General features: G+C 71.4%; 22 protein-coding genes and 3 pseudogenes. 18 read left to right on the top strand and 7 right to left on the bottom strand.

Annotated elements, in window-relative coordinates:
- Positions 1 to 11: 11 nt before the first annotated feature.
- The gene (locus H8R17_RS10960) at positions 12 to 695 is read left to right on the top strand and encodes a hypothetical protein (protein ID WP_187822951.1); all 684 of its coding nucleotides are present in this window, start codon (positions 12 to 14) and stop codon (positions 693 to 695) included.
- Between the two features lie 365 nt (positions 696 to 1,060).
- Entirely contained in the window at positions 1,061 to 1,750 is a 690-nt protein-coding gene (locus H8R17_RS10955; protein WP_187822950.1) for a class F sortase, read from the top strand.
- A 38-nt stretch (positions 1,751 to 1,788) separates the two neighbouring features.
- Here the strand turns inward: H8R17_RS10955 and H8R17_RS10950 are convergent, their stop codons facing one another.
- Positions 1,789 to 2,103: an alkylmercury lyase gene (locus tag H8R17_RS10950; RefSeq protein WP_187822949.1), complete on the bottom strand. Its 315-nt coding sequence runs from the start codon at positions 2,101 to 2,103 to the stop codon at positions 1,789 to 1,791.
- 631 nt (positions 2,104 to 2,734) lie between these two features.
- On the bottom strand, positions 2,735 to 4,120 hold the full coding sequence (locus H8R17_RS10940) for a S28 family serine protease (protein WP_262505181.1): 1,386 nt from the start codon (positions 4,118 to 4,120) through the stop codon (positions 2,735 to 2,737).
- A gap of 241 nt (positions 4,121 to 4,361) precedes the next feature.
- On the opposite strand from H8R17_RS10940, the gene htpG reads away from it, so the two are divergent.
- Positions 4,362 to 6,257: a molecular chaperone HtpG gene (gene htpG, locus H8R17_RS10935; RefSeq protein ID WP_187822948.1), complete on the top strand. Its 1,896-nt coding sequence runs from the start codon at positions 4,362 to 4,364 to the stop codon at positions 6,255 to 6,257.
- A 59-nt stretch (positions 6,258 to 6,316) separates the two neighbouring features.
- On the opposite strand, the gene H8R17_RS10930 is transcribed toward htpG, so the two are convergent.
- Genes H8R17_RS10930 through H8R17_RS10920 form a run of 3 tightly spaced genes read right to left on the bottom strand, consistent with a single transcriptional unit; the run spans position 6,317 to position 9,331 of the window.
- Positions 6,317 to 7,810, bottom strand: coding sequence for a tripartite tricarboxylate transporter permease (locus H8R17_RS10930; RefSeq protein ID WP_187822947.1), 1,494 nt, complete (start codon positions 7,808 to 7,810; stop codon positions 6,317 to 6,319).
- A 1-nt stretch (position 7,811) separates the two neighbouring features.
- A complete protein-coding gene (locus H8R17_RS10925) occupies positions 7,812 to 8,348 on the bottom strand; it encodes a tripartite tricarboxylate transporter TctB family protein (protein ID WP_187822946.1) in 537 nt (178 codons plus the stop codon).
- Positions 8,345 to 9,331 (bottom strand): tripartite tricarboxylate transporter substrate binding protein, encoded by a 987-nt coding sequence (locus H8R17_RS10920; RefSeq protein WP_187822986.1) that lies wholly within the window; start codon positions 9,329 to 9,331, stop codon positions 8,345 to 8,347. Before H8R17_RS10920 ends, H8R17_RS10925 begins: the two co-directional genes overlap by 4 nt.
- Before the next feature lie 237 nt (positions 9,332 to 9,568).
- Here H8R17_RS10920 and H8R17_RS10915 point away from each other — a divergent pair, with 237 nt between their 5' ends.
- The 9 genes and pseudogenes from H8R17_RS10915 to H8R17_RS10875 all read left to right on the top strand — a co-directional run bounded on the left by H8R17_RS10915 (position 9,569) and on the right by H8R17_RS10875 (position 17,355).
- A complete protein-coding gene (locus tag H8R17_RS10915; protein WP_187822945.1) occupies positions 9,569 to 11,200 on the top strand; it encodes an ATP-binding protein in 1,632 nt (543 codons plus the stop codon).
- Entirely contained in the window at positions 11,197 to 11,946 is a 750-nt protein-coding gene (locus tag H8R17_RS10910; RefSeq protein WP_187822944.1) for a response regulator, read from the top strand. The genes H8R17_RS10915 and H8R17_RS10910 overlap by 4 nt, the downstream gene beginning before the upstream one ends.
- 255 nt (positions 11,947 to 12,201) lie before the next feature.
- Positions 12,202 to 13,317, top strand: a complete 1,116-nt coding sequence (locus H8R17_RS10905; RefSeq protein WP_187822943.1) for a Gfo/Idh/MocA family protein — start codon at positions 12,202 to 12,204, stop codon at positions 13,315 to 13,317.
- Positions 13,314 to 14,240: a PmoA family protein gene (locus tag H8R17_RS10900; protein WP_187822942.1), complete on the top strand. Its 927-nt coding sequence runs from the start codon at positions 13,314 to 13,316 to the stop codon at positions 14,238 to 14,240. Before H8R17_RS10905 ends, H8R17_RS10900 begins: the two co-directional genes overlap by 4 nt.
- A complete protein-coding gene (locus H8R17_RS10895; RefSeq protein WP_187822985.1) occupies positions 14,237 to 14,998 on the top strand; it encodes a cupin in 762 nt (253 codons plus the stop codon). Before H8R17_RS10900 ends, H8R17_RS10895 begins: the two co-directional genes overlap by 4 nt.
- 50 nt (positions 14,999 to 15,048) lie before the next feature.
- Positions 15,049 to 15,504 (top strand): annotated as a pseudogene (locus H8R17_RS10890) (carbohydrate ABC transporter substrate-binding protein); the annotation flags it as partial.
- Positions 15,501 to 16,250 (top strand): annotated as a pseudogene (locus tag H8R17_RS10885) (carbohydrate ABC transporter permease); the annotation flags it as partial. The pseudogenes H8R17_RS10890 and H8R17_RS10885, both read left to right, overlap by 4 nt.
- Positions 16,245 to 16,913, top strand: a pseudogene (locus H8R17_RS10880) (carbohydrate ABC transporter permease); the annotation flags it as partial. The pseudogenes H8R17_RS10885 and H8R17_RS10880, both read left to right, overlap by 6 nt.
- Positions 16,900 to 17,355 (top strand): hypothetical protein, encoded by a 456-nt coding sequence (locus H8R17_RS10875; RefSeq protein ID WP_262505180.1) that lies wholly within the window; start codon positions 16,900 to 16,902, stop codon positions 17,353 to 17,355. The pseudogene H8R17_RS10880 and the gene H8R17_RS10875, both read left to right, overlap by 14 nt.
- A gap of 30 nt (positions 17,356 to 17,385) precedes the next feature.
- On the opposite strand, the gene H8R17_RS10870 is transcribed toward H8R17_RS10875, so the two are convergent.
- Positions 17,386 to 17,688 carry a hypothetical protein gene (locus H8R17_RS10870; protein ID WP_316959373.1) on the bottom strand — a complete coding sequence of 101 codons (303 nt, stop codon included), beginning with the start codon at positions 17,686 to 17,688 and terminating at the stop codon, positions 17,386 to 17,388.
- A 127-nt stretch (positions 17,689 to 17,815) separates the two neighbouring features.
- Here H8R17_RS10870 and polX point away from each other — a divergent pair, with 127 nt between their 5' ends.
- The 3 genes from polX to H8R17_RS10855 all read left to right on the top strand — a co-directional run bounded on the left by polX (position 17,816) and on the right by H8R17_RS10855 (position 20,925).
- Positions 17,816 to 19,579 (top strand): DNA polymerase/3'-5' exonuclease PolX, encoded by a 1,764-nt coding sequence (gene polX / locus H8R17_RS10865; protein WP_187822941.1) that lies wholly within the window; start codon positions 17,816 to 17,818, stop codon positions 19,577 to 19,579.
- 34 nt (positions 19,580 to 19,613) lie between these two features.
- Entirely contained in the window at positions 19,614 to 20,072 is a 459-nt protein-coding gene (locus H8R17_RS10860) for a TIGR03668 family PPOX class F420-dependent oxidoreductase (RefSeq protein WP_187822983.1), read from the top strand.
- A gap of 196 nt (positions 20,073 to 20,268) precedes the next feature.
- The gene (locus H8R17_RS10855; RefSeq protein WP_262505179.1) at positions 20,269 to 20,925 is read left to right on the top strand and encodes a dienelactone hydrolase family protein; all 657 of its coding nucleotides are present in this window, start codon (positions 20,269 to 20,271) and stop codon (positions 20,923 to 20,925) included.
- A 527-nt stretch (positions 20,926 to 21,452) separates the two neighbouring features.
- On the opposite strand, the gene H8R17_RS10850 is transcribed toward H8R17_RS10855, so the two are convergent.
- Positions 21,453 to 22,553 carry a glycerophosphodiester phosphodiesterase family protein gene (locus H8R17_RS10850; protein WP_187822939.1) on the bottom strand — a complete coding sequence of 367 codons (1,101 nt, stop codon included), beginning with the start codon at positions 22,551 to 22,553 and terminating at the stop codon, positions 21,453 to 21,455.
- A gap of 186 nt (positions 22,554 to 22,739) precedes the next feature.
- On the opposite strand from H8R17_RS10850, the gene H8R17_RS10845 reads away from it, so the two are divergent.
- The 3 genes from H8R17_RS10845 to H8R17_RS10835 form a co-directional block, all read left to right on the top strand.
- The gene (locus H8R17_RS10845) at positions 22,740 to 23,192 is read left to right on the top strand and encodes a phospholipase (RefSeq protein ID WP_187822938.1); all 453 of its coding nucleotides are present in this window, start codon (positions 22,740 to 22,742) and stop codon (positions 23,190 to 23,192) included.
- A gap of 70 nt (positions 23,193 to 23,262) precedes the next feature.
- Positions 23,263 to 23,640, top strand: coding sequence for a helix-turn-helix transcriptional regulator (locus H8R17_RS10840; protein WP_187822937.1), 378 nt, complete (start codon positions 23,263 to 23,265; stop codon positions 23,638 to 23,640).
- Positions 23,621 to 24,275, top strand: a 655-nt coding sequence (locus tag H8R17_RS10835) for an SRPBCC family protein (protein WP_187822936.1), incomplete at its 3' end; no start/stop codon positions are given. The genes H8R17_RS10840 and H8R17_RS10835, both read left to right, overlap by 20 nt.

The following is a 24,275-nucleotide window of genomic DNA, read 5'->3' as shown; positions in this document are numbered from 1 at the left end:
AGGACTCTTCGATGCGCTCTGCCCGCATGGTGCTGGCTGCCGCAACGGCTACGGCCGCCCTCGCGATCGCCGCGCCCGTCGCCCTCGCCGATTCGGCGGGTGACGGGGGACACGACAGCTCTTCGCCCAGCAAGGAGCACGACTCTGCGCCCAGCAAGGAGCACGACTCTGCGCCCAGCAAGGAGCACGACTCTGCGCCCAGCAAGGAGCACGACTCCGCGCACAGCAAGGAGCACGACTCCGCGCACAGCAAGGAGCACGATTCTTCGTACAGCAAGGAGCACGACAAGGACAGCAGGCATGACGCGCCCCGTGGCGGAATGCACACGGGTGGCGGAGCGCTGGCCGCGGTCAACGAGGACGACTGGGGCCACTTCAAGGACCCGAAGCACGACCCGGAGACCTACAAGGGCCAGGACGGCCACAAGGAGAAGCAGCAGGACCCGGCCCCCGAGAAGGAGCACGGGCACGCCCAGGACTCGGGCCATGGTGACCACGAGAAGGACGAGTGGAAGGGGGACCACGACAAGAGCTCCGGGCACGGCGAGCACGACAAGCCGCACGGCGGGATGCACACCGGCGGCGGCGGTCTCGCCACACCGGCCGTGACCGCCGGCGGCCTCGCCGTGCTGGCGGTGGCCGGCACGGGCCTGTACGCCCTGCGGCGCAAGAAGGTCACCGAAGACGTGGCCTGACCGATGCCTGACGTCATATCGATGCCCGGTGTCATAGGGGTGCTGGTGCCGTGCGGTTGCCTGGCGTCCCAGCGATGCCGGGTGTCGTGCGGGCGTCCGGTGTCCCGGCAGTGCCCGGCGTCGTGTGGATGTCTGGCGTCCCGCCGATGCCTGGCGTCCCAGCGATGCCGGGTGTCGTGCGGGCGTCCGGTGTCCCAGCGGTGCCCGGCGTCCTGTGGGCGTCCGGCGTTGCAGCGACGCCCGGCTCATGCCGATGCCCGGCGTCACAGCGGCCGTGGCCGTCGCGCGTCCCCTCGAGTCGCGGCGGCCCGGCTCACCTTCCCCCGTGTCGTGTCCGCTGCCGTGCCCGAATGAGGTGGTGTCCGATGGCAGCCAGCCCTCCTTCCCCTGCCGAAAACGACCCCGTGCGGACGAGGCGAAGAGCCCGCACGTGGGCGACCCTGCTGTGGAGCGCGGCTGCCCTGGTGCTGGCCGTGAGTCTGATCGGCGGCGGTGACGAGTCCTCCGACGATCGTGAGCAGCCCTCCGCCGCCCGCTCCGCCCCGCACGCCCCGCCGGCCTCCGCGTCGCCCCCGGCCGCCGTCCGCCCGGTCGGCAAGCACCTGCCCCGGTCCCGGCCGACCCGCCTGGTCATCCCCAAGATCTCGGTCAGCGCGCCCTTCATCCCGCTGGCCATCGGCCGCTCGGGCCGGCTCGACGCCCCTCCGGCCGACGACGTCAACCTCGTCGGCTGGTATGCCAAGGGCGCCTCGCCCGGCGAGACCGGTACGTCGATCATCGCGGGGCACGTCGACACGACGACGTCCCCGGCCGTGTTCGCGGAGCTGGGTGACCTGAAGAAGGGGGACCGGTTCCACGTGGCGCGGGCCGACGGGCGCAGGGCGTCGTTCGTGGTCGACAGCGTGGAGACGTTCGAGAAGGACGACTTCCCCGACGAGCGCGTGTACGCCGACACTCCGCGCGCCCAGGTCCGCCTCATCACGTGCGCGGGGGACTACGACCGCGAGGCCAAGGACTACACCGAGAACCTGGTGGTCTTCGCCCACCTGATTTGACCGCCATCTTCCCGCCGGACCCGCCGCGACCTGACGTCTCAGCCACCGGTGGGGCGGGCCTGCTGGAGCGCCGCCGCAAGCTGCTGCACGCTCGGGGCGCCGGCGGCACGCCCGCCGGCGTCACGGTAGATCCGGCACGAGACGCTGACGGCCGCCCGCGGCGGAGCGAACGGGTCGGCGCCGTTGACCAGCAGAGTCGGGGAGCCGTGCATGCCGTACCGGGCAGCCTCCTCCTCGCTGCTGATCACCCGTACGTCCACCGACGCGGCGCTCCCGGGGAGCACCTGCTCCAGGCGCTGCAGCATCGCGGGCGCGTTCGGGCAGTCGGGGACCGCGAGCACGACGAGCTCCATGGCCTTCCCTCCTGTGGCTCAGGGTGACGTCATGCGGGTCACGGTAGACCTCGCGTCGTGCGAAGAACCGTGAGCGCGCTCACCGAACCGGAGCCGGGTCGTGCATAGCCTGGCAGGGCGCACGAAAGTCCCGCGAAGCAAAGTCTCCAGAAGCGACGAGGAGCACGGCCATGCTGCTGGCTGTTGGGAACAACGCGGTGATCGGCCGCCTGGCCAGGGCCGCCGCCTGGACCGCCGGGGCCACGGCCGTCGTCGCCGGCGGGTACGCCGGGCTGGTCAGCGGGGCGCTGCCGCTCGACGTGGGCGTCGGCCGGCGCACCCGGCCGCTTGGCCCGCAGACGCTGGATGTCGCCGCGCCCCGGGAGATCGTGTTCGAGGTGATCGCCCAGCCGTACCTGGGGCGTGCGACGCGTGCGATGCGGGAGAAGGTGAACGTCCTTGAGCGTGGCAGCGACATGGTGCTGGCGGCCCACGTCACGCCGCTGGCAAGGGACAGGTTCCGCGCCGTGACGGTGGAGACGGTCCGCTTCACCTCGCCCGAGCGCGTCGACTTCCGGCTGGTCCGCGGACCGGTGCCGCACGTGATCGAAGCCTTCGTCCTGACCGAGCAGGCGCAGGGGACTCGCCTGGTCTACGAGGGAGAACTGGGCACGGATCTGTGGCGGGCCGGAGCGTGGTGGGGCGCGCAGGTGGGCGCCCGCTGGGAGCGGACGGTCGCGGCCTCGCTCGCCTCGGTCAAGGCCGAGGCCGAACGCAGAGCCGCCCACCGCAAGCCCCGCACCGGCTGACCGGTTCGACGAGCGCACCCACGGGGAGGTCCTCGAACACGGGTGTGTGGCCGACGCCGTCGAGGATCTCGATGCGGGCGTGGGCGCTCGCCGTGGCGGCGGACCCAGCGGTCGATGTCGGGCATGGCATCGGTGTCGAAGCGCATCGGGATGTCGCGGGGCACGAATGTGCGTGGCTTGATGGCGTCCGGGTGGCGCAGCAGGCCGGCCAGGTGGCGGGTGGGGACGTCGACGTACCCCAGTTGGGTGCCGAGTTGGTAGAAGTACGGGATGAAGTCCCGGGCCACCGTGTCGGTGTAGAGGGGCAGCAGGGCGGTGCGGTCCAGCCACGCGTACAGTGCGTCGGTGCCGGCGTCCGGGGCCGGGATGGCGGCGCAGTCCGCCGCCGTGCCGCGCTGCCAGAACATCAACGGCGCGCGCAGGACGGCGATTTCGAGGGCCTTGTCGGCGCTCCCCACGAGGCGGAAGGTACGGTGCTCCGAAGCCGCCCACGCCTCGTAGCGGGCGACCATCTCGCCCCGGTGCAGCAGGATCTCCCGCTGCACCGCCTTGATGGCGTCTCGGCAGGCGGCGGTGCCGACCGTCTCCACGAACCGGATGTAGGCGGAGTTGTCGCGGTCGTCGACGTTGTTCGGCGCGGAGTAGGCCACGGTGCCGTCCACGTCGTGCGGGTGGAAGCGCCGGTGGTACACGCTGGTCATGCCGCCCTTGCTGCCGCCGGTGGAGATCCAGGCGTCCGGGTACAGCCGGCGGAAGACCCGGACGATGCGGTGGTGGTCGTCGGCGGCCTGGCGGATCGTGAGGTTGCGGTAGCCGGGTTCGGCCGGGCGGGAGGTGCCGAAGTAGCGGTGCTCGACGCCGATCTGGTTGCCGCCCAGCAGCACCGTCGGCTCGTACCGCCCGGGCGTGAGCACCGCCTTGTACCCGGTCGTGAACAGCACGGTGGGACGGCTGGCGGAGGTGTGGAGCAGGGTGAGGCGCTGCTCGAAGGTGCCGGCCGCGGGGTTCCTGTGGTCGACGGGCTGGCGCATGCCGAGGAGGAAGAATCGGTAGCCGAACTCGGCCCCCGGCCGCTCCTCGATCACCCGCAGCCCCGGCAGCGCTCTCAGGGCGGCCAGGAAGTCGTCCCTCCGGCCCGCTGCGGGCACAGCCGTCGCCGGTGCTGCCGTCGTGGCAGCCAGTCCGCTCGCCGCCGACACCAGCAGACGCCGCCTCGTCCACGGACGCATGATGATTCCTCCCCGTACGCTGCTTGGTTCCGTCGGCCCGTCGCCGACCGTTCCAGTGCAGCCGACGGGCGGCCGGGCGGGATCCCGCGCGGGGGGCCCGGCTCCCCCGGGCGGGGGAGACGCGAACCGGGCACCTCCAGCCCGGCATGGCCGAAACACGGTGATGGCCCCGCCACTCGGTGATCTACAGTGACTACCGCCCGTTCCGGTGACCTGGGAGCCTGTGAGGTATTCGTCAACCATGCCGACCGAAACGTTTGAGTTTCAAGTAGAGGCCCGTCAGCTGCTCCAGCTGATGATCCACTCGGTCTACTCGAACAAGGATGTCTTCCTGCGCGAGCTCGTCTCCAACGCCTCCGACGCGCTGGACAAGCTGCGCCTGGCCGCGCTGCGGGACGACGCGCCCGACGCCGACGTGTCCGACCTGCACATCGAGATCGAGATCGACGACGACGCCCGTACCCTCACCGTGCGGGACAACGGCATCGGGATGTCGTACGACGAGGTCGGGCAGCTCATCGGCACGATCGCCAACTCCGGCACCGCCGAGTTCCTGAAGGAGTTGAAGGACGCCGAGGAGGCGGCCGAGGGCCTCATCGGCCAGTTCGGCGTCGGCTTCTACTCCGGCTTCATGGTGGCCGACGAGGTCACCCTGCTCACCCGGCGCGCCGGCGAGGGCCACGGCACCCGCTGGACGTCGCGCGGCGAGGGCACGTACACGCTGGAGACCGTCGACGAGGCGCCGCAGGGCACCTCGGTCACGCTCCACCTCAAGCCGGCCGACCCCGAGAACCAGCTGCACGACTACACCTCGGTCTGGAAGATCAAGGAGATCGTCAAGCGCTACTCGGACTTCATCACCTGGCCCATCCGGCTCGTCCCGGAGAAGCAGGGCGACGGCGACGACCCGCCCGAGCCCGAGACACTGAACTCGATGAAGGCCCTGTGGGCGCGCCCGCGCGACGAGGTGTCCGACGACGAGTACCACGAGCTGTACAAGCACATCGGCCACGACTGGCGCGACCCGCTGGAGACGATCCGGCTCCAGGCGGAGGGCACCTTCGAGTACCAGGCCCTGCTGTTCCTGCCCGCGCACGCCCCGCACGACCTGTTCACGCGGGACTTCCAGCGGGGCGTGCAGCTGTACGTCAAGCGCGTCTTCATCATGGACGACTGCGAGGCGCTGCTGCCGCCGTATCTGCGCTTCGTCAAGGGCGTCGTCGACGCGGCCGACCTCTCGCTCAACGTCTCCCGCGAGATCCTCCAGCAGGACCGCCACATCGAGATGATGCGGCGCCGACTGACCAAGAAGGTCCTGTCCACGGTCAAGGACATGAAGGCCAAGGACCTGGAGAAGTACGCCACGTTCTGGCGGGAGTTCGGCGCGGCCCTGAAGGAGGGCCTGGTCATGGACGCCGAGAACCGTGAGGCGATCCTCGCCGTCTCCTCGTTCGCGAGCACCCACGACGACAGCGAGCCCACCACGCTCGCGCAGTACGTGGAGCGGATGAAGGACGGGCAGGACGACATCTACTACCTGACCGGCGAGTCCCGGCAGAGCATCGAGAACTCCCCGCACATGGAGGCCTTCCGGGACCGGGGCATCGAGGTGCTGCTGCTCACCGACCCCGTCGACGAGGTGTGGGTGGACGCCGTCGGCGAGTTCGACAGCAGGAAGCTGCGGTCCGTCGCCAAGGGCGAGATCGACCTCGACGCGAAGGACGACGGGAAGGACGAGAGCGAGCGGGAGAAGCAGAGCGAGGACTTCGCCGGGCTGCTCGGCTGGATGCGGGAGCAGCTGGACGAGGACATCAAGGAGGTGCGCCTGTCGTCCCGGCTCACCGTCTCCCCGGCCTGCGTCGTCTCCGACGCGCACGACCTGACGCCCGCGCTGGAGAACATGTACCGCGCGATGGGCCAGGAGGTGCCGCGGGCCAAGCGGATCCTGGAACTCAATCCCGGCCACGAACTCGTCAAGGGCCTGAACCAGGCCTACAAGGAGCGCGAGGACCGTACGGGCCTCGCCGACACCGCCGAGCTGCTGCACGGGCTCGCGGTGCTCGCCGAGGGCGGCCAGCCGAAGGAGCCCGCACGGTTCGTCAAGCTCGTGGCGGAGCGGATGGAGCGCGCGCTGTAACCGCGCCGGAGACCGGCGGCCCGCCCCCGAGGGGCGATTTGGGGCGGGCCGCCGGCCGGTCAGACTCCGACCCGCGAGCGGGTCACGAGCCGCTTCAGGAGGGGCCAGGCCAGCAGCACCACGACCACCGCGTACACGGTCACCGCGAACGGCGTGTTGACCAGGCCCGTGACACTGCCGTCGCTGATCTGCAGGGCGCGGCGCAGCTGCTGCTCGGCGTTCGGGCCGAGGATGACGCCGATGACGGCGGGCAGGATCGGCAGGCCGTAGCGCCGCATCCCGAACCCGACCAGGCCGATGATCAGCAGCGTCACCAGGTCGATCACCTCGCCGCCGACCGCGTACGCGCCGACCGCCGCGAAGAACATGATCCCCGCGTACAGGTACGGCCGCGGAATGCGCAGCAGCTTCGCCCACAGCGGTGCCAGCGGCAGGTTGAGCGCGAGCAGCAGCACCATGCCGACGAACAGCGAGGCGATCAGGCCCCACACCAGGTCGGGCTCCCGCTCGAACAGCAGCGGGCCCGGCTGGATGCCGTACTGCTGGAACGCGGCCAGCATCACCGCGGCGACCGCCGTGGTCGGCAGGCCGAGGGTCAGCATCGACACCAGCGTGCCCGCCGCCGAGGCCGAGGCCGCCGACTCCGGCCCGGCCACGCCCTCGATGGCGCCCTTGCCCCACTCGTCCTTGTGCTTGGACAGGCGCTTCTCCGTGACGTACGACAGGAAGGTCGGGATCTCCGCGCCGCCCGCCGGGATCGCGCCGAACGGGAACCCGATGAACGGGCCGCGTGCCCACGACTTCCACGTGCGCCGCACGTCACCGCGCCCCAGCCACGGGCGGCCCACCGGGATCGGCTCCGGCGGCCGGCGCCGCAGGTGCGACGCCACCCACAGGGCCTCGCCGATCGCGAACAGGCCCACCGCGACGATCACCACGTCGATGCCGTCGGCGAGTTGCAGCGAGCCGAACGTCAGCCGCTGCTGCCCGGTCATCTGGTCCAGGCCCACCAGACCGATGGTCAGGCCGATCAGCAGGGACGCCATGCCCCGGACGCGGGACGAGCCCAGCACCGACGTCACCGCGATGAACGCCAGCACCATGATCGCGAAGTAGTCCGGCGCGCCGATGTCCACCGCCAGCTCCGCGACCGTCGGCGCGAGCGCCACCAGCAGGATCGTGCCGACCATGCCGCCCGCGAAGTGACCGATCGCCGCCGCGGCCAGCGCCTGCGCGCCGCGCCCCGACTTGGCCATCGGGTTGCCCTCCATGGCGGCGACCACGGCGGCGCTCTCGCCGGGCGTGTTGAGCAGGATCGAGGTCGTCGAGCCGCCGAACATCGCGCCGTAGTAGATGCCCGCGAACATGATGAACGCGCCGATCGGATCGAGCCCGTACGTCACCGGCAGCAGCAGCGCCACCGCCATCGCCGGGCCGATGCCGGGCAGCACACCGATCGCCGTGCCGAGGAGCACACCGACGGCCGCCCACAGCAGGTTGAGCGGGGTCAGGGCCGTACCGAAGCCGTCCAGAAGGGAGTTGAGAGGATCCATGTCACAGCACTCCCATCAGCGGTCCGCCGGGCAGCGGCACCCCGAGCAGGTTGTTGAAGACGACGTAGGTGACCAGGGAGAGGGCCGCGGCGATCAGCGCGTCACGGTCGGTCCGGCGGCTGCCGAGGGTGAACGCGGCGCCCCAGAACAGCAGGGCACCCGCGACGGGGAAGCCGAGCGGCTCGATCAGCACGGCCGCGCCCAGGAACACCCCGGCGAGCAGCAGCACCGTGCGCCAGTCGGCGGGCTCGGACAGGTCGACGTCCTCACCGCTCTCCGCCTGGCCGCGCCCGCCGCGCAGCACGTCCACGGCGAGCAGCGCGGCGACGACCAGCAGGCCGATGCCGACGACGACCGGCACCGTCTTGGGGCCGACCGGCCCGCGCTGGGCGATGTCGACGTCCATGGTGAGCGCGTCGGTCAGCACCAGCACGCCCAGGGCCAGCAGCAGGACGCACACGCCCAGTTCGGAGCGCTCGCGCAGCCACGAGCGGCGCGCGCCCGCCCCGGCGGGGGGAGTCTCGGTTTGTGTCGTCACAGTCCCAGCTCCTTCAGCACCGACACCACGCGCTTGTCCTGGGCGTCCAGGAACGCGCCGAACTCCGAGCCGGTCAGGAACGCGTCGTCCCAGCCGTTCTGCGCCATGGACTTCTGCCACTCGGGCGAGTCGTGCAGCTCCTCGAACAGCCGGACGAGCTTGTCGCGCTCGGCGTCCGACAGGCCGGGCGGGGCGACGACGCCGCGCCAGTTGGTGAAGCTCACGTCGTAGCCGGACTCCCGAAGCGTGGGCGCGTCCTTCAGGTCGTCCACCCGCTCCGGGCCGGTCACCGCGAGCACCCGCAGCTCGCCTGCCTTGATCTGGTCGAGGTACTCGCCGACCCCGGACACCCCGAAGCCGACCTTGTTGCCCAGGATCGAGGCGAGCAGCTCACCGCCGCCGTCGAACGGGATGTAGTTGACCCGCTTCGGGGCGATCCCGGCGGCCTGCGCCATCAGCATCGGCGCCAGATGATCCGGTCCGCCGGGCGACGACCCGCCGCCCACCGGCAGCTTGCCGGGGTCCTTCTTCCAGGCGCCGATCAGGTCGTCGATGGTCTTGTACGGCGAGTCCTTGGCGACCACGACGACGTCCTGCTCCTCGGTGAGCCGGGCGATCGGTGTGGTGTCGGCGAGCGTCTTCGGCGCGTCGTTGGAGCGGACGGCGCCCACCACGCCGAGGCCCATGGACATCGCCAGTTTGCCGTTGCCGTGCTCGCTCACCAGCCGGCTGAGCCCGACGGTGCCGCCGGCGCCGGGCAGGTTGAACACCTCGATGTTGTGGGTGAGCCCGGCGTCCTCGGCGTTCTTCGCGGCCGTGCGGGCCGTGATGTCGTAGCCGCCGCCGGGCGTGTTGGGGACCATGAAGCGCAGACCAGGGATTTGTGTGCCGGTCTCGGTGCCGCTGCCCGCCGCGAGGAGCGGCGGACCCACGAGCACGAGCACGGCGGCCCCGAGCAGGGCGAGGGGAGTGCGCAGACGCACGAGTGCCACCACCTGTCGGTACGTCGATGCGGGTATCGGAAGGCCCTGTGGGGGAGGGTGAGATGCGCCACATGGTGCCCGCACCTGTCGGGCCTGTCTCTCTTCCGGAACCAACGGAGGTTGTGGTCTTTGTGGTCACCGGCAGTGCGTGCACCTCCCTTTCGCTCCGTGCAGGTCGGCGCCATCATGGGGCGACCCCGGCACGAGAGCACGAGAGCACGAGAGATTGAGTACGTCGTGGCCGCCACCTTCCGTCGTCACACCCTCGCGGGCCAGATGCTGGTGCTCCAGCTCGGCATCGTCGTGGTGGTGCTGCTGGCGGTCGCGGCCGTCTCGCTCGCCCAGTCGGAGGCGACCTTCAAGCGCGTCGAGGGACGCCGGGTCGGCGCGCTGGCCGAGCAGCTGGCCGCCACCCCGCTGGTGCGCAGCCAGCTCACGCAGCCGGCGCCGCTCGCGGCGCTGGCCCCGCTGGTGAACTCCACACAGACCCAGTCCGGGGTCACTTCGGTGACGATCGCCGACGCCGACGGCCGGATCGTCAGCTCCACCAACCCCACCGTCATCGGCGACCGGCTGCCCCGGGGCAGCGGCGCCGTCGCGGGGCGCGGCTGGAGCGGCCCGCTGACCCTGCACGGCAGCCGGGAACTCGCCGCCCAGGTGCCCGTGCTCGGCGCGCGGAAGGAGAATGTCGGCGAACTCCTCGGCACGGTCATGATCGGCGAGGCCGACCCGACCGTGTGGCAGCGCCTCAGCGGAGCCTCCTCCTTCCTGCTCGCCTACCTCGGCATCGCGAGCGGACTGGGCGTCGCCGGGTCCTGGCTGCTCGCCCGGCGCGTCAAACGGCAGACCTTCGGCCTGGAACCGCGCGAGATCGCCGGGCTCGCCGAACACCGCGAGGCCATGCTGTACGGCATCGCCGAGGGCGTGATCGCCCTGGACCCGCAGCACCGGCTCACCCTGGTCAACGAGATGGGCCGCCGCCTGCTGGACCTGCCGGAGGACTGCGTGGGCCAGAGCCTGGACGCCCTCGGCATCGAAGGACGCCTGCGGGACGTGCTCGCCGGAGCCACCGCGGACGCCGACCAACGGCCCGACGAGGTCGTCATCCGGCGCGGCCGCGTCCTGGTGATGAACCGGATGACCGTCACCAAGGACGACCGCCTCCTCGGCTCCGTCACCACCCTGCGTGACCGCACCGAACTGGCCCGCCTGGAGCGGGAGATCGGCTCCTTCCGCAGCTCCTCCGAACTGCTGCGCGCCCAGGCGCACGAGTTCGCCAACCAGCTGCACACCATCTCCGGGCTCATCCAGATCGGCGAACAGGACGAGGTCGTGCGCTACATCCGCGCGCTGAACCGGCGCCGCCAGTCCCTGGACGTCACCCTCAGCCGCCGGGTGCGTGACACCGCCGTCGCCGCCCTGCTGACGGCCAAGGCCTCCCAGGCCGCCGAACGCAAGGTCTCCCTGCGGATCTCCGACGACACCGCGCTCGACCGGCTCGAACCGGAGGACGCCGCCGACGTGGCGACCGTCGTCGGCAACCTGGTCGACAACGCCGTGGACGCCGCGGCGCAGGACGGCTGGGTCGAGGTCGGGCTGCGGCAGGACGCCTCCAGTGTGGAGATCGTGGTCCGCGACTCCGGCCCCGGTGTGGCCCCCGAACTCGCCCGCGAGGTGTTCGCGCACGGCTTCACCACCAAGGCCGCACGGCAGGGCGAGCGCGGCATCGGGCTGGCGCTCACCCGCGTGGTCTGCGAACGTCACGGCGGTGAGATCTCGGTGACCAACACTCCCGACGGGGCGATGTTCACCGCCCGCATGACCGTCAGCCACCTCAGTGAAGCGGTGGCGGAAGGAGCGCCCCGATGAGCGGCACGCCCAGCACGCCCGGCAGGCGCGGCGCGATCGACGTCCTCGTGGTCGACGACGACTTCATGGTGGCCCGGGTGCACCGCGGCTTCGTCGAACGGGTCGAGCCGTTCCGGGTGGTCGGCGTGGCCCACACCGGTGAGCAGGCCATCGCGGCGGCCGACGAACTGCGGCCCGACCTGGTCCTGCTCGACCTGTATCTGCCGGACCTGTTCGGCCTGGACGTCATCCCCCGGCTGCGCACCGCGGGCCACGACTGCGACGTGATGGTCATCAGCGCCGCCCGGGAAGCCGACGCGGTGCGCGGCGCGGTCCGCCACGGCGTGGTCGACTTCCTGCTCAAACCCTTCGAGGCCGAGGACCTGCGGACCCGCCTGGAGCGGTACGCCGCCCAGCGCGGGCGCCTGCTCACGGCGGTGGTCCGCGGCCAGGCGGACGTGGACCGCGTGCTGGCCAAGGCGGCCGCGCCGGCGGCGGGCCCACTGCCCAAGGGCATGAGCGTGGAGACCGCCGCGCTGATCGAGCAGGCCTTGCGGGAGGCCGACGGCACCCTGTCCGCCACCGAGTGCGCCCACCTCACCGGCGTCTCCCGCGTCAGCGCCCGCCGCTACCTGGAGCACTTCCACACCGTCGGCACCGCCGAGGTCACCCTGCGCTACGGCGTGGCGGGACGGCCCGAACGCCGGTACCGGTTCCTCGGGCACCGGGCCGGCGGGGTGCGACCGGGCGACGAGGCCCGGGCCTAGGTGTGACCGGAGAGGTTGGTGACGGGCGACACGCCTCGGGTGGTCCTTGAAACGGTAGGAGGCCCCTGGGGTCGGTGTGGGTTGCGAGATCGGGAACCGGCATCCAGGAGGCCCACGGGCTGGGAGAACGCATGGGCGAACCTTGTGCAGGTTGCTCACGGGGGGTTGTCCTGACATGCGCTCGCGACCTAGGGTCGCCTACCGTGTGCAAGCGCTTTCTAAGCGTCTGTCCGTCGGCCGTACAAGGAGCGCCGCATGTCCCTGTCCCCAGCCCGCCGCCGCGTCGCCGTCGTCGGCACCGGCGCCATCGTCAGCGGCAGCCATCTGCCCGCGCTGCGGGCCCACTCCGACCGGGTGGAGCTGGTCGCCGCCGTCGACGTGGACGAGGAGCGGCTGACCGCCTTCCGCGACCTGGCGGGCGACCAGGTCGCCGGGTACACCTCGGTGGGCACGATGCTGGACGCCGTACGCCCCGACCTGGTCCTCATCGGGACGCCGCCCGCCCTGCACCGGGAGCAGACCGTGGCGGCGCTCAAGGCGGGCGCCTGGGTGCTGTGCGAGAAGCCGCTGTGCCTCTCCCTCGCCGAATACGACCAGATCGCGGCGGCCGAGGAGGCGGCGGGCACCTACGCGTCCGTGGTATTCCAGCATCGCTACGGCTCCGGCGCCGTGCACGCGCGCGAGCTGATCTCCGGCGGCGGGCTGGGCGCCCCGCTGGTCGCGCACTGCCAGACCACCTGGCACCGCGACGCGGCCTACTACACCGTCCCGTGGCGCGGGAAGTGGGCCAGCGAGGGCGGCGGCCCGACGATGGGCCACGGCATCCACCAGTACGACCTGCTGCTGCACCTGCTCGGCGAGTGGGACGAGGTGCGGGCCATGGCCGCCCGGCTCGTCCACGACACCGAGAGCGAGGACGTCTCCACCGCGCTGGTGCGCTTCCGGGGCGGCGCCCTCGCCACCGTCGTCAACAGCGTGCTCTCCCCGGACGAGGTCAGCCGCATCCGCGTCGACTGCGCCGACGGCACGGTCGAGCTCACCCACTTGTACGGGCACAGCAACGACAACTGGGTCTACACCCCCGCCCCGCACGTCCCCGCCGACCGCAGCGCCGCCTGGCGGACCCCCGCGGCCGACGTGCCCAGCTCCCACACGGCCCAGCTCGGCGGCCTCCTCGACGCCTACGACAAGGGCGTACGGCCGCCCGGCAGCGGCCCCGGCGCCCGTGCCACCCTGGAGTTCGCCGCCGCCCTCTACAAGGCGGCGTTCACCGGCCACCCGGTGCGGGCCGGCGAGATCACACCGGGCGATCCCTTCTACGACGCCATGCACGGCGATCACCCCGACTGGGCCCCCAAGGAGCGCGCATGAGTATCCGCGTCAGCCACACCCACGGCGAGGACATCGCGGTCACGGCGGCGAACGGTACCGAGATCCTCCGCTACGTCTACCGCCCCGACCCCGGGGCGTTCGAGTCGCGCAAGCCGTACGCCCACCCGGTGCGCACCCTCGCCGGGCGCACGGTCACCGGCTACCGGCCGAACGACCACCGCTGGCACAAGGGCCTGCAGATGACCGCGAGCCATCTGTCCGGCCAGAACTTCTGGGGCGGCAACTGCTACGTGCACGGCGAGGGCTATCTGCCCCTGCCCGAGCGGGTCGGCTCGATGCGGCACGACGGCTTCTCCGCGTTCACGGTCGAGGACGAGCGCGTGTCCTTCACCGAGGACCTTACCTGGATCGAGAACGGCGGCGAGCAGTGGGCGCGCGAGGTGCGCGGCATCACCGTCCACTCGGTCGACGAGGAGGCCGGGACCTGGGCGCTGGACTGGTCGATCCGCCTCACCAACGTCCGTGACCAGCCGCTCGCCTTCGGCTCCCCGACCACCGCGGGCCGCGAACTGGCCGGTTACACCGGGCTCCAGTGGCGCGGCCCGCGCGACTTCACCGGCGGCAGGGTCTTCGCCCCGGACACCGACAACGATGCCGAGAAGCTGATGGGCAGCCAGGGCCCCTGGCTCGCCTTCACCACCGAGCACGACGACGTCGACGGGCACTCCACGCTCGTCTTCGCGCACGCGCCGGAGAACCTCGACGGGACGTCCGCGATCCACGACTCGCACTGGTTCGTGCGCTCCCAGCCGTTCCCGACCGTGGCGTTCTCGTGGGCGTTCTTCGAGGAGTTCGAGCTGCCGCCGGGCGAGTCCTTCGGCTACCGCTACCGTGTCGTTGTCGCCGACGGCGCCTGGGACAGTGAGCGCGTCGGCACGTACCTGGGAGGCCTGCCGTGGTGAACAACGAGCCCAAACCCACTCTCCCGTACCCCCTGCCCGGCGCCGTCGGCCTGTCGCACCTGAGCGCCTACACCTGGGAGGCCGCCGACGGCGTGTGCGGCGGCAGCCCGCACCTGCACCTGGTGTGCACCGAGGCGTACGTCGTCACCGGCGGCCGGGGAGCCGTGCAGACGCTGAGCCCCGACGGCTACCGGGACATCCCGCTGGAGCCGGGCTCGGTCGCCTGGTTCACGCCGGGCACCGTGCACCGCATGGTGCAGGGCGGCGATCTGCGCATCACCGTGCTGATGCAGAACAGCGGCCTGCCCGAGGCGGGTGACGCCGTGTTCACCTTCCCGCCCGAGGTGCTCGCCGACCCCGACACGTACGCCGCCGCGGCCACGCTGCCGCCCGGCACGGGACCGGAGACGGAGGCGGCCGCCCGGCGACGCAGGGACCTCGCCGTCGAGGGCTATCTCGCCCTGCGCGAGGCACTCCAGGGCGGCGACAACGGCCCGTACCTGGAGTTCCAGCGCTCCGCCGCCCGGTTGGTGCGGGCCAAGGTGCCCACCTGGCGCGAGCTGTGGCGGGCGGGCGCCCTGGCCACCGCCGAGCGCACCGGCGCCCAGCTGGACGCGCTGGCCGACGGCGAGCCCGGGTATCTCGGCGAGGCCACGGCGTACGAGGCCGCCCCGACCCGGCTCGGTGGCTTCGGCATGTGCGGCCGCCGTGACGAGTACAACCTGCCCGGGACCACGCTGCCGTACCACGGCGAGTAGCAGCCAGCGGAGGAGGCGGGCACCAGGGGGCCTGGGGGCCGGGGGGCAACTCCAGCGGTTACCTCGCCCTCATCCCGAGCGGCGTCGCGCTCGCGCCGATGCCCTCGGGCGAGGACGGCACGCCCGGCCAGTACTACAAGCCGTCGATGTTCCTCGGAATCTCGGCCAACACCGACCACCCCGAGCAGGCGGCCCGGCTCATCGACTTCCTCCTCAACGACCGGCAGGCCGCGGGAATCCTCGGGGCGACCCGCGGCATCCCCGTCAACGAGACCATCCGCGAGGAGATCGGGCCGAAGCTGAAGGACTTCGACAAGACCGTCGCCGACTTCCAGGGCTCTCTGGAGGGCACGCTCAACGACCCTCCGCAGGCCCCGCCCTCGGGCGACAACGCCCTGCAGACCACCTTCCAGCGCGACTACGACCAGGTGTCGTACGGGCGCATGTCGCCGCGCGAGGCGGCCGAGAACTACGTCACCGAGGCGAAGGCGGAGCTGAGGTCATGACCACCACCGACATACCCGCCCGCACCCCCGCCGCCCGGCGGTCCCCCATCCCGCCGAAGAAGCGCCCCAAGCGCGAACGCGAGGGCGCCGCCTGGGTGTTCCTGTCCCCGTGGGTGCTCGGCGCGATCGTGCTCACGCTGCTGCCGATGGCCGTGTCGCTGTACCTGTCGTTCACCGACTACGACCTGTTCAACCCGCCGAACTGGGTGGGCCTGCGCAACTACGTGCAGATGTTCACCGAGGACCCGCGCTACTGGCGGTCGGTCGTGACGACCGTGACGTACGTCGTCATCGCCGTGCCCCTCCAGCTGGCGCTCGCCCTCGGCGTCGCCCTCGCCCTGAAGGGCATGAAACGCGGCCGGGCCTTCTACCGCTCCGCGTTCGACGCCCCCTCGCTGCTGGGCGCGTCGATGTCCATCGCCCTGGTGTGGCGGGCGGTCTTCAACGACGGCGGGACCGTGGACAACCTGCTCGGTACCGGCGGCTGGGTCAACAAGCCCGGCTGGGCGCTGCTCGCCGTCGCGCTGCTGACGGTGTGGCAGTTCGGCGCGCCCATGGTCATCTTTCTCGCCGGCCTCCAGCAGATCCCCGCCGAGCTGTACGAGGCGGCGGCGGCCGACGGGGCCGGGAAATGGCGGCAGTTCCTGTCCGTCACCGTGCCGATGCTGTCCCCGGTGCTCTTCTTCAACCTGGTGCTCCAGACCATCCAGGCCTTCCAGGTGTTCACGCCTGCCTTCGCGATGTCCGTCTGGCGGCTGCTGTCCAACTCGCTGCTGATCGCGGGCGGCGCGGTCCTCGGCAACGTCATCAGCTGCTCGCTCGCCGCCTACGCCTTCGCGCGGCTGCGGTTCCGCATGCGCGGGCCGCTGTTCGCCTTCATGATCGCCACGATCATGCTGCCGCACCACGCGGTGCTGATCCCGCAGTACATCATCTTCAACCAGCTCGGCATGGTGAACACCTACTGGCCGCTGATCCTGCTGAAGTTCCTCGCCACCGAGGCCTTCTTCGTCTTCCTCATCGTGCAGTTCATGCGCGGTCTGCCGCGCGAGCTGGAGGAGGCGGCCCGCATCGACGGCTGCGGCCCGTTCCACAGTTTCTGCCGGGTGATCCTGCCGCTCACCCGGCCCGCGCTGATCACCACCGCGATCTTCACGTTCATCTGGACCTGGAACGACTTCTTCACCCAGCTGATCTATCTCTTCGATCCGGACAAGTTCACGCTGACGCTGGCGCTCCGGCAGTTCGTGGACGCCTCCAGTACCTCGGCGTTCGGCCCGAAGCTCGCCATGTCGGTGATCGCGCTGCTGCCGATCGTGCTGTTCTTCCTCGCCTTCCAGCGGTTCCTGGTGGAGGGTATGGCCAGCTCCGGACTCAAGGGAAGGGGTGAGCGGGATGCGCGCACGTGAGGCGGGCGAGGAGCGGCCCGTCACGGCCGGACAGTACGTCGCGCTGCTGCGGCGGCGCCTGCGGGCCGGCGACCTGCTCGCCGGATCCGTCGCGCTCGCGGGCCTGCTGCTGTTCGCGGCCGACCTGGCGCTCGCCAGGGCGGGACTGCCCGGGGCGCCCCTGTTCGCGGTGACGGCCGCGGCGATCGGGGCGTGTGCCCTGCTGGTCGGTCTACGGGCCTGCGCCCGGCCCGAGTCCCTGACGGACTGGCGGGCCGCCGTGCGGGCCGCCGTACGCGACATCGGCGGCAGCGGCCTGATCCTGCTGGCCGTGGCCACGGCCGCGCTGTGCGCCTGGATGCTGGTGCCGCTCGCGTTCCTGGCGCCCGGGCCGCTGGCGCTGGCGCTCACCGCAGTGGACGTACGGCACACGGCCACGCGGGGCGCGCGGAAGCCGGCGTAGTCAGGCCTGGTATGCGGCGGACGGCCTCTCTCAGGCGTGGCTGCCACGCCCAAGGATGCCGCGGCGCGGGGCGTCGGCGGACTCGCGCCGCCGTGGGCTCCTACGGCGCCCGTGCCCCCTACCGCTCAGCATCATCGCCAGGCCCAGACAGAACAGCAACGCCAGGGCGAGGCCCGAGCAGAAGACGGCCAACGAGTTCAGGGTGGCGATGTCGGATCCGAATATCGACACGGTGTATTCGGGGCCGCCGGAGAGGTTGTAGGCAATCACCAGCCCGACGAAGGCGCCCGTCGCTGCGAGGAGGAGCAGTCCGAGAAAGAACATCGTGGTCATCTCCTCAGGGAGTGGTGCCGTCAGCACGAGTACCCGCGATCCGCGGACCGTACCGCCCCGGAAACGGCAAGCCGCACTCCCGGGAAGACGCACGCATGATCCGCGGATCGCTGCCTACCCTGAAGGTGTGGCTCGTTCCAACGACGAGGTCGCCGCGCTGTTCTACGAGTACGCGGACCTGATCTCGATCACCGGAGGAGACGCGTACAAGTCACGCGTCTACGAGAAGGCTGCCCGGTCGATCGGCGGCTACCACGCCGAGGTCGACAAGCTCGACGCCAAGGGCCTCCAGGAGATCCCCAACGTCGGCAAGTCGATCGCTGACAAGGTGATCGAGTACTTCCAGGGCGGCAGCGTGTCCGCCGTCGATGAACTGCGGGCGAAGATCCCCGCGGGCGTGCGGCGGCTGACGGCCATCCCCACACTCGGCCCGAAGAAGGCCCTGACGCTCTACGAGGAGCTGGGCATCTCCTCCGTCGACGAACTGGCCGACGCCATCCACCAGGAGCGGCTGCGCGACCTCAAGGGCTTCGGCCCCAAGACGGAGGAGAACATCCTCCACGGCATCGCCCTGCTCCAGTCCTCCGGGGACCGCGTCCTGCTCGACGCCGCCATGGACCTCGCCGACGACATCGTCGCGGCCCTGTCCGAGGTGACCGGCTGCCGCCGCTGCACCTACGCCGGGTCGCTGCGCCGCTTCCGCGAGACGGTCGGCGACATCGACGTGCTTGCCGCGGCGGGCAGGTCGGGATCCTTGATGGACGCGTTCACCCGGCTGCCGTACGTCTCGGAGGTCATCGCGCACGGCGAGAAGAAGACGTCGGTCCGTACGACGAAGGGACTCGCAGTCGACCTGCGGGTCGTACCGCCGGACTCCTGGGGAGCCGCGCTCCAGTACTTCACGGGGAGCAAGGCGCACAACATCCGCACCCGCGAGCTGGCCGTGCACCAGGGGCTCAAGCTCTCCGAGTACGGGCTGTTCGACGCCGAGACCGGCGAGAAGATCGTCTCCGAGACGGAGGAGGACGTGTACGCTCGGCTCGGCCTGCCGTGGATCGCGCCGACCCTGCGTGAGGACCGGGGCGAGATCGAGGCCGGGCTGCGCGACGAGCTGCCCGAGCTGGTGACCGAACAGGACATCCGGGGCGACCTGCACACGCACACCGACCTCACCGACGGGCTCGCCCCGCTGCCGGAGATGGTCGCCGCGGCCGCCGAGCGCGGCTACGCCTACTACGCGGTCACCGACCACGGGCCCAACCTGTACATGCAGCGGATGACCGACGAGCGGATGCTGGCCCAGCGCGAGCAGGTGCGCGAGCTCGACGGCGCGTACGGCAAGCGAGGCAGGCGCGGCGGCATGCGGCTGCTGCACGGCGCCGAGCTGAACATCGACCCCGACGGCGCGGTGGACTGGCCGCAGGAGTTCCTGGCCGGCTTCGACCTGTGCGTGGCCTCGGTGCATTCGCACTTCAACCAGGGGCGCGACGCGCTGACCCGGCGGATCGTCCGGGCCTGCGAGAACCCGTACGTCAACATCATCGGCCACCCCACCACCCGCATCCTCGGCAAGCGGCCCGGCGTCGACGCCGACCTCGACGCGGTGTTCGCGGCCTGCGCCCGCACCGGCACGGCCCTGGAGATCAACGCTCACCCCGACCGGCTCGACCTGCGTGACGAGGACATCCTGCGGGCGAAGCGGTACGGAGTGAAGTTCGCGATCGACAGCGACGCCCACGCCACCTTGCATCTGGCCAACATGCGCTACGGCGTGGGCACCGCGCAGCGCGGCTGGCTCACCGGCGACGACGTGATCAACACCTGGACCGAGGCCCGGCTGCGGCGCTTCCTGCGCAAGGGGCGCTCGGCGCGGCGAAGCACCGCCGCGTAGCCGGAGTACGAGACGCACAGGACTGGGAGTGGACGTGCCGGACATGGACGGCGAGGAGGCGCGCGGGCGGTTCGGCGAGGCCCGCGTGGCACGGCTCGCGACCGTGGACGCCGAGGGGCGGCCCCACCTCGTGCCGGTGGTGTTCGCCCGCGACGGGGACCGCGTCGTCACGGCCGTCGACCGGAAACCGAAGCGGTCGCTGCGGCTCCGTCGGCTGCACAACATCGCCGTCAACCCGGCCGTGTGCCTGCTGGCGGACGTTTACGACGAGGACTGGAACCAGCTGTGGTGGGTCCGTGCCGACGGCGGCGCCCGCGCCGTACCTCCCGACGTGTCCGGGACGCCGGAACAGCACGAGTACGCCGCCGGGGTCGACCTGCTGCGTCGGAAGTACCCCCAGTACCGGGAGCAGCCGCCGGAGGGGCCGCTGATCGTGGTCACGGTCCGGCACTGGACCGGCTGGCTGGCTGCGTCCGACGGTGATCCGGAGTGACCGTCCGTGGTCGGGCGTGACCGTCGGGAGGTCCGGCGTGACCGCCCGTGAACCGGCGTGACCGTCGGAGACCGGCTGTGGCCGCCCGCGATATGGCGTGACCGTGGCGATCCACCTTCCGCTCACGGGGTACGTGAGAGGAAGGAGGACGCGACGTATCGGCTCGGTGGAGCCGAGTGACCTGAGGAGACGGATGATGCCCGAGATCTCCGAGATGGTGTCGGTGCCCGCCGGGCATGTGACGCTCGGCGGTGACTTCTTCGTCCCGGCGCAGGCCCGGGCGATGGTGCTGTCGGCGCACGGCATCGACAGCTCCCGGCACAGCACGCGCACCCGCTCCGTCGCTGCCGAACTGCGCGCGGCCGGCCTCGGCACGCTGGCGCTCGACCTGCTGAGCGAGCATGAGGACCGCGGGGACGCGGTGACGGCGCAACAGCCCTTCGACGTCGAGTTGCTGGGCCGCCGTGTGGTGGCCGGGGCCGACTGGCTGAAGATCCAGCCGGATTCCCGGGCCCTGCCGATCGTCCTGTGCGGCACGGGCACCGAGGCGGCCGCGGTGCTCCAGGCCGCGGCGGAGCTGCCGGACCGGGTGCTGAGCGCGGTCGTGTGGGGTGGCCGGCCCGACCTGGCGGGCGCGGCGCTCGGGCGGATCCAGGTGCCCGTGCTGCTCATCGCCGGCGGCCGGGACCCGGGAGTGCAGCGGCTGACCGAGGACGCCGCCCAACAGTTGGGGGCACCGCACTCCGTGCGGGTGGTGCCCGAGGCGACCCGCCTGTTCCAGGAGCCGGGCACGCTGGAGCAGGTCGTCGCGATGATCAAGGAGTGGTGCGACGACCGCTTGTCGGCACGGTGAGCGGGCAGGACCCGGGGGACGGACCCGCGCCGGACCCTGGGCGTGGTTCCGCGGCGCAGGACCCCGGGCGTGCTTCCGGGGCTGCGGCATGTTCCCGCGCCCCCCGACCCTGGGCGTGCTCGCGCGGCGGACCCTGGGCGTGTTCCTCCGCCGCCGGGCCCTCGGCACGGTCCCGCGGGGGGCCCACGGCACGTTCCCGCCAGTGGCCCCCTCACCGAGCGGATCCGCGCCGCCCTGCACGCCCGGGCGGCGGCCGGGCGCGGACTGGAGGCGGCGGTCGCGCACCGGCCTGCGCTCGCGGAGGAGGACGTACTGGTGCCGCAGGTCGGCGACGTCGGCCTGTCCGGCGACTCGGCCGCCGCCGTCCCAGTGCCGGTCGTCCGGCACCGCGCGGAGGGCCCTCGACCCCGGATCGTCCCGGGCCCTGACCCTGGGCGCCGACGACGTGCACGCACTCTTCGGGCTGGAGACCGGATGACCGGGCCGCAGCGCACTCGGGCCGCACGGGGCCGCCCGGCGCACGCCGGTCAGCGCGGGTAGTAGGGCCTGGGCAGGCGCATGCCCCGTTCGGCCATGATCTGCCGGACACGGTCGGGGTGGTCGGTGATGACGCCGTCGACGCCCATGTCCATCAGCGCCGCCACGGTAGCCGGGTCGTCGCAGGTCCACGGGACGACCTTCAGCCCCCGGGCGTGGGCCTTCGCGACCATCGTCCGGTCGGCGTAGAAGCGGAAGTCCGGGTCGCCGACCTTGCCGCTCTGCGGGAAGCCGTAGTTGGGGGAGAGGACCTTGACGCCGGGTACGGTGGCGGCGGCCCGCACGAAGTCGCCGCCGTAGTCGTCGGCGTCGATCCCGCCCAGCCACGGGGACGCTCCCGGCTTGCCCACCTGGAGGAAGTCGTAGTTGGTGAGCGCCACCAGCGGCCACCTCGGGGCGAGCTTGTGCATCGCCTTCAGCGCGCCCCAGTCGAAGGACTGGATGGTGACCTGGCGCTCGATGCCCGACGCCCGGATCTCCTCGAACACCCGGCGTACGAACAGCTCGCGCGGCGCGGTCTGTTCAGGCGCGCCCGCCTCGACCTTCGTCTCGATGTTGAGCCCGACGTGCTTGGCCCGGTACTTCCTGACCAGGTTCAGCACGTCCTTGAGCTCCACCATCCGGGCCCCCTTGATCTGCTCCTGCTCGGGGAAGCCGGGCAGTTGCCGGTAGCCGCAGTCCATGGTCCGGATCTGAGTCAGTGTCAAGTCCTTGATGTACTTCCCGACGTACGGGTACATCGGGTCGCCCGGCACGACCGGCGCCGTGTCGCGGCACTTCTGCGCGCTGACCTGCCGGTCGTGAGTGACGACCACCTTGCGGTCCTTGGTCACCTGGGTGTCCAGCTCCAGGGTGGAGACCCCGAGGCGCAGGGCCTTGCCGAATCCCTCCAGCGTCGACTCGGTCGTCATGCCGATGCCGCCACGGTGGGCCTGGAGGTCGAAATGGGTCTTCCGGGGAGGGACTTGGGAAGCCTGGGGCGTCGCCGGGACGGGCCCGGCGGTCGTCGCGTGCGCGGCCGAGGGGAAGGCGAGCGCCGGTGCCAGGACCAGGCCGGCGAGGGCGCGGCGGGAGGGCAGTCGTGCGGGCATCGAATCCTCACTTGTGATCGGTCGTCAGTGCCCCGCGGAACAGCTGTTCATACTCCGATTGACGGTCATGTCCATAAGTTAACGGTCTATTAGGGCACTTGCGGTGTGAAACCCCTGTCGCGGTGCGCATTCTCTTGACATGAACCTGCGACCCGAGGGCGGGTCGCAGCCTCATGGAGGTGAGGAATGCACCGAAGACTTGCCACCGGTCTCGCCGCCTCAACCCTGGCCCTCGTCACCGTCGTCGGCACAGCCGCGACCGCCGGGGCCGCTCCCGCCGACAAGGCCCGGGTTCTCGCGAACTGGACCCAGACCAGCGCGTCGAGCTATAGCCTCTGGGCCGCCGCCCGCGCGAACCAGGCCGCCTGGGCGGCCTACGGGTTCGACTGGTCCACCGACTACTGCTCCTCCTCGCCGGACAACCCGTTCGGCTTCCCCTTCACCCTGTCCTGCGCACGGCATGACTTCGGCTACCGCAACTACAAGGCCGCGGGCACCTTCAGCGCCAACAAGACACGCCTCGACAGCGCCTTCTACGAGGACCTCAAGCGGGTGTGTGCCGGGTACACCGGCGGCACGAAGACCGCGTGCAACAGCACGGCCTGGACGTACTACCGGGCCGTGCGCGCCTTCGGCTGACGGGAGCCGTCCGTACGCCCCGATATTATCAGGGGTCGCTTATATAAGCAACCCCTGGTATATTGGCGCCATGCACGCCTTCGATGTGCTCGGGGACCCGGTGCGCCGCCGGATACTGGAGCTGCTGGCCGACGGTGAGATGACCTCCGGGGCCGTCTGTGAGGTCATCCGGGAGGAGTTCGGCATATCGCAGCCCGGGGTCTCGCAGCATCTGAAGGTGCTGCGGGAGAACGGCTTCGCGACGGTGCGCCCCGAGGGCACCCGGCGCCTGTACGCCGTGAACTCCGAACCGCTGCGGGACATCGACGCCTGGCTCGACCGCTTCCGCCGTTTCTGGACCCCCCATCTCGACGCCCTGGCCACGGAACTGGCGCGCGGCAAGCGCGAGCGCCGGCTGCGCGGCGCCGAGGAAGCCCCGAGGAGTACTGATGACCGACGTGACACATGAGATCAACGCCGTGAGCCGGCAGGTCGGCCGGCGCACCTTCAGGGCGGGTGAGGCCCGTGTGGTCACCCTGAGCCGGTCGTACGACGCCACGGTCGACGACGTCTGGGACGCCTGTACGAACGCCGAGCGCATCCCCCGCTGGCTCCTGCCGGTCTCGGGCGAACTACGGCTGGGCGGCCGCTACCAGTTGGAGGGCAACGCCGGCGGCACCATCGAGCGCTGCGACCCGCCCAGGAGCTTCTTCGCGACCTGGGAGTACGGCGGCGAGGTCAGCTGGATCGAGCTGCGGCTGGCGCCCGAGGAGAGCGGGACGCGCTTCGTGCTGGAGCACATCGCCCACGTCGACGACAAGAAGTGGGCGCAGTTCGGGCCCGGCGCGGTCGGCGTCGGCTGGGACATGATGCTCCGGGGGCTGTTCCTGCACCTCTCGACCGGCGAGCCCGTGGATCCTCGGCAGTTCATGGCGTGGGTGGGCGCGGAGGAGGGCCGGCAGTTCATGACGGCCAGCAGCGAGTCCTGGTACGCGGCGAACGTCGCGGGCGGCGAGGCGGAGCCGACGGCACGCGAGATGGCCGACCGGACGACGGCGGCCTACACGGCCACGGAAGAGGGCGGTGAAGGCTCGGGCGAAGGGC

It is taken from the genome of Streptomyces sp. TRM68367 (genome assembly GCF_014495685.1).
Lineage (GTDB): Bacteria > Actinomycetota > Actinomycetes > Streptomycetales > Streptomycetaceae > Streptomyces.
Note: the sequence above shows the minus strand (reverse complement) of the source record. Positions and strands in the feature narration are given on the sequence as shown.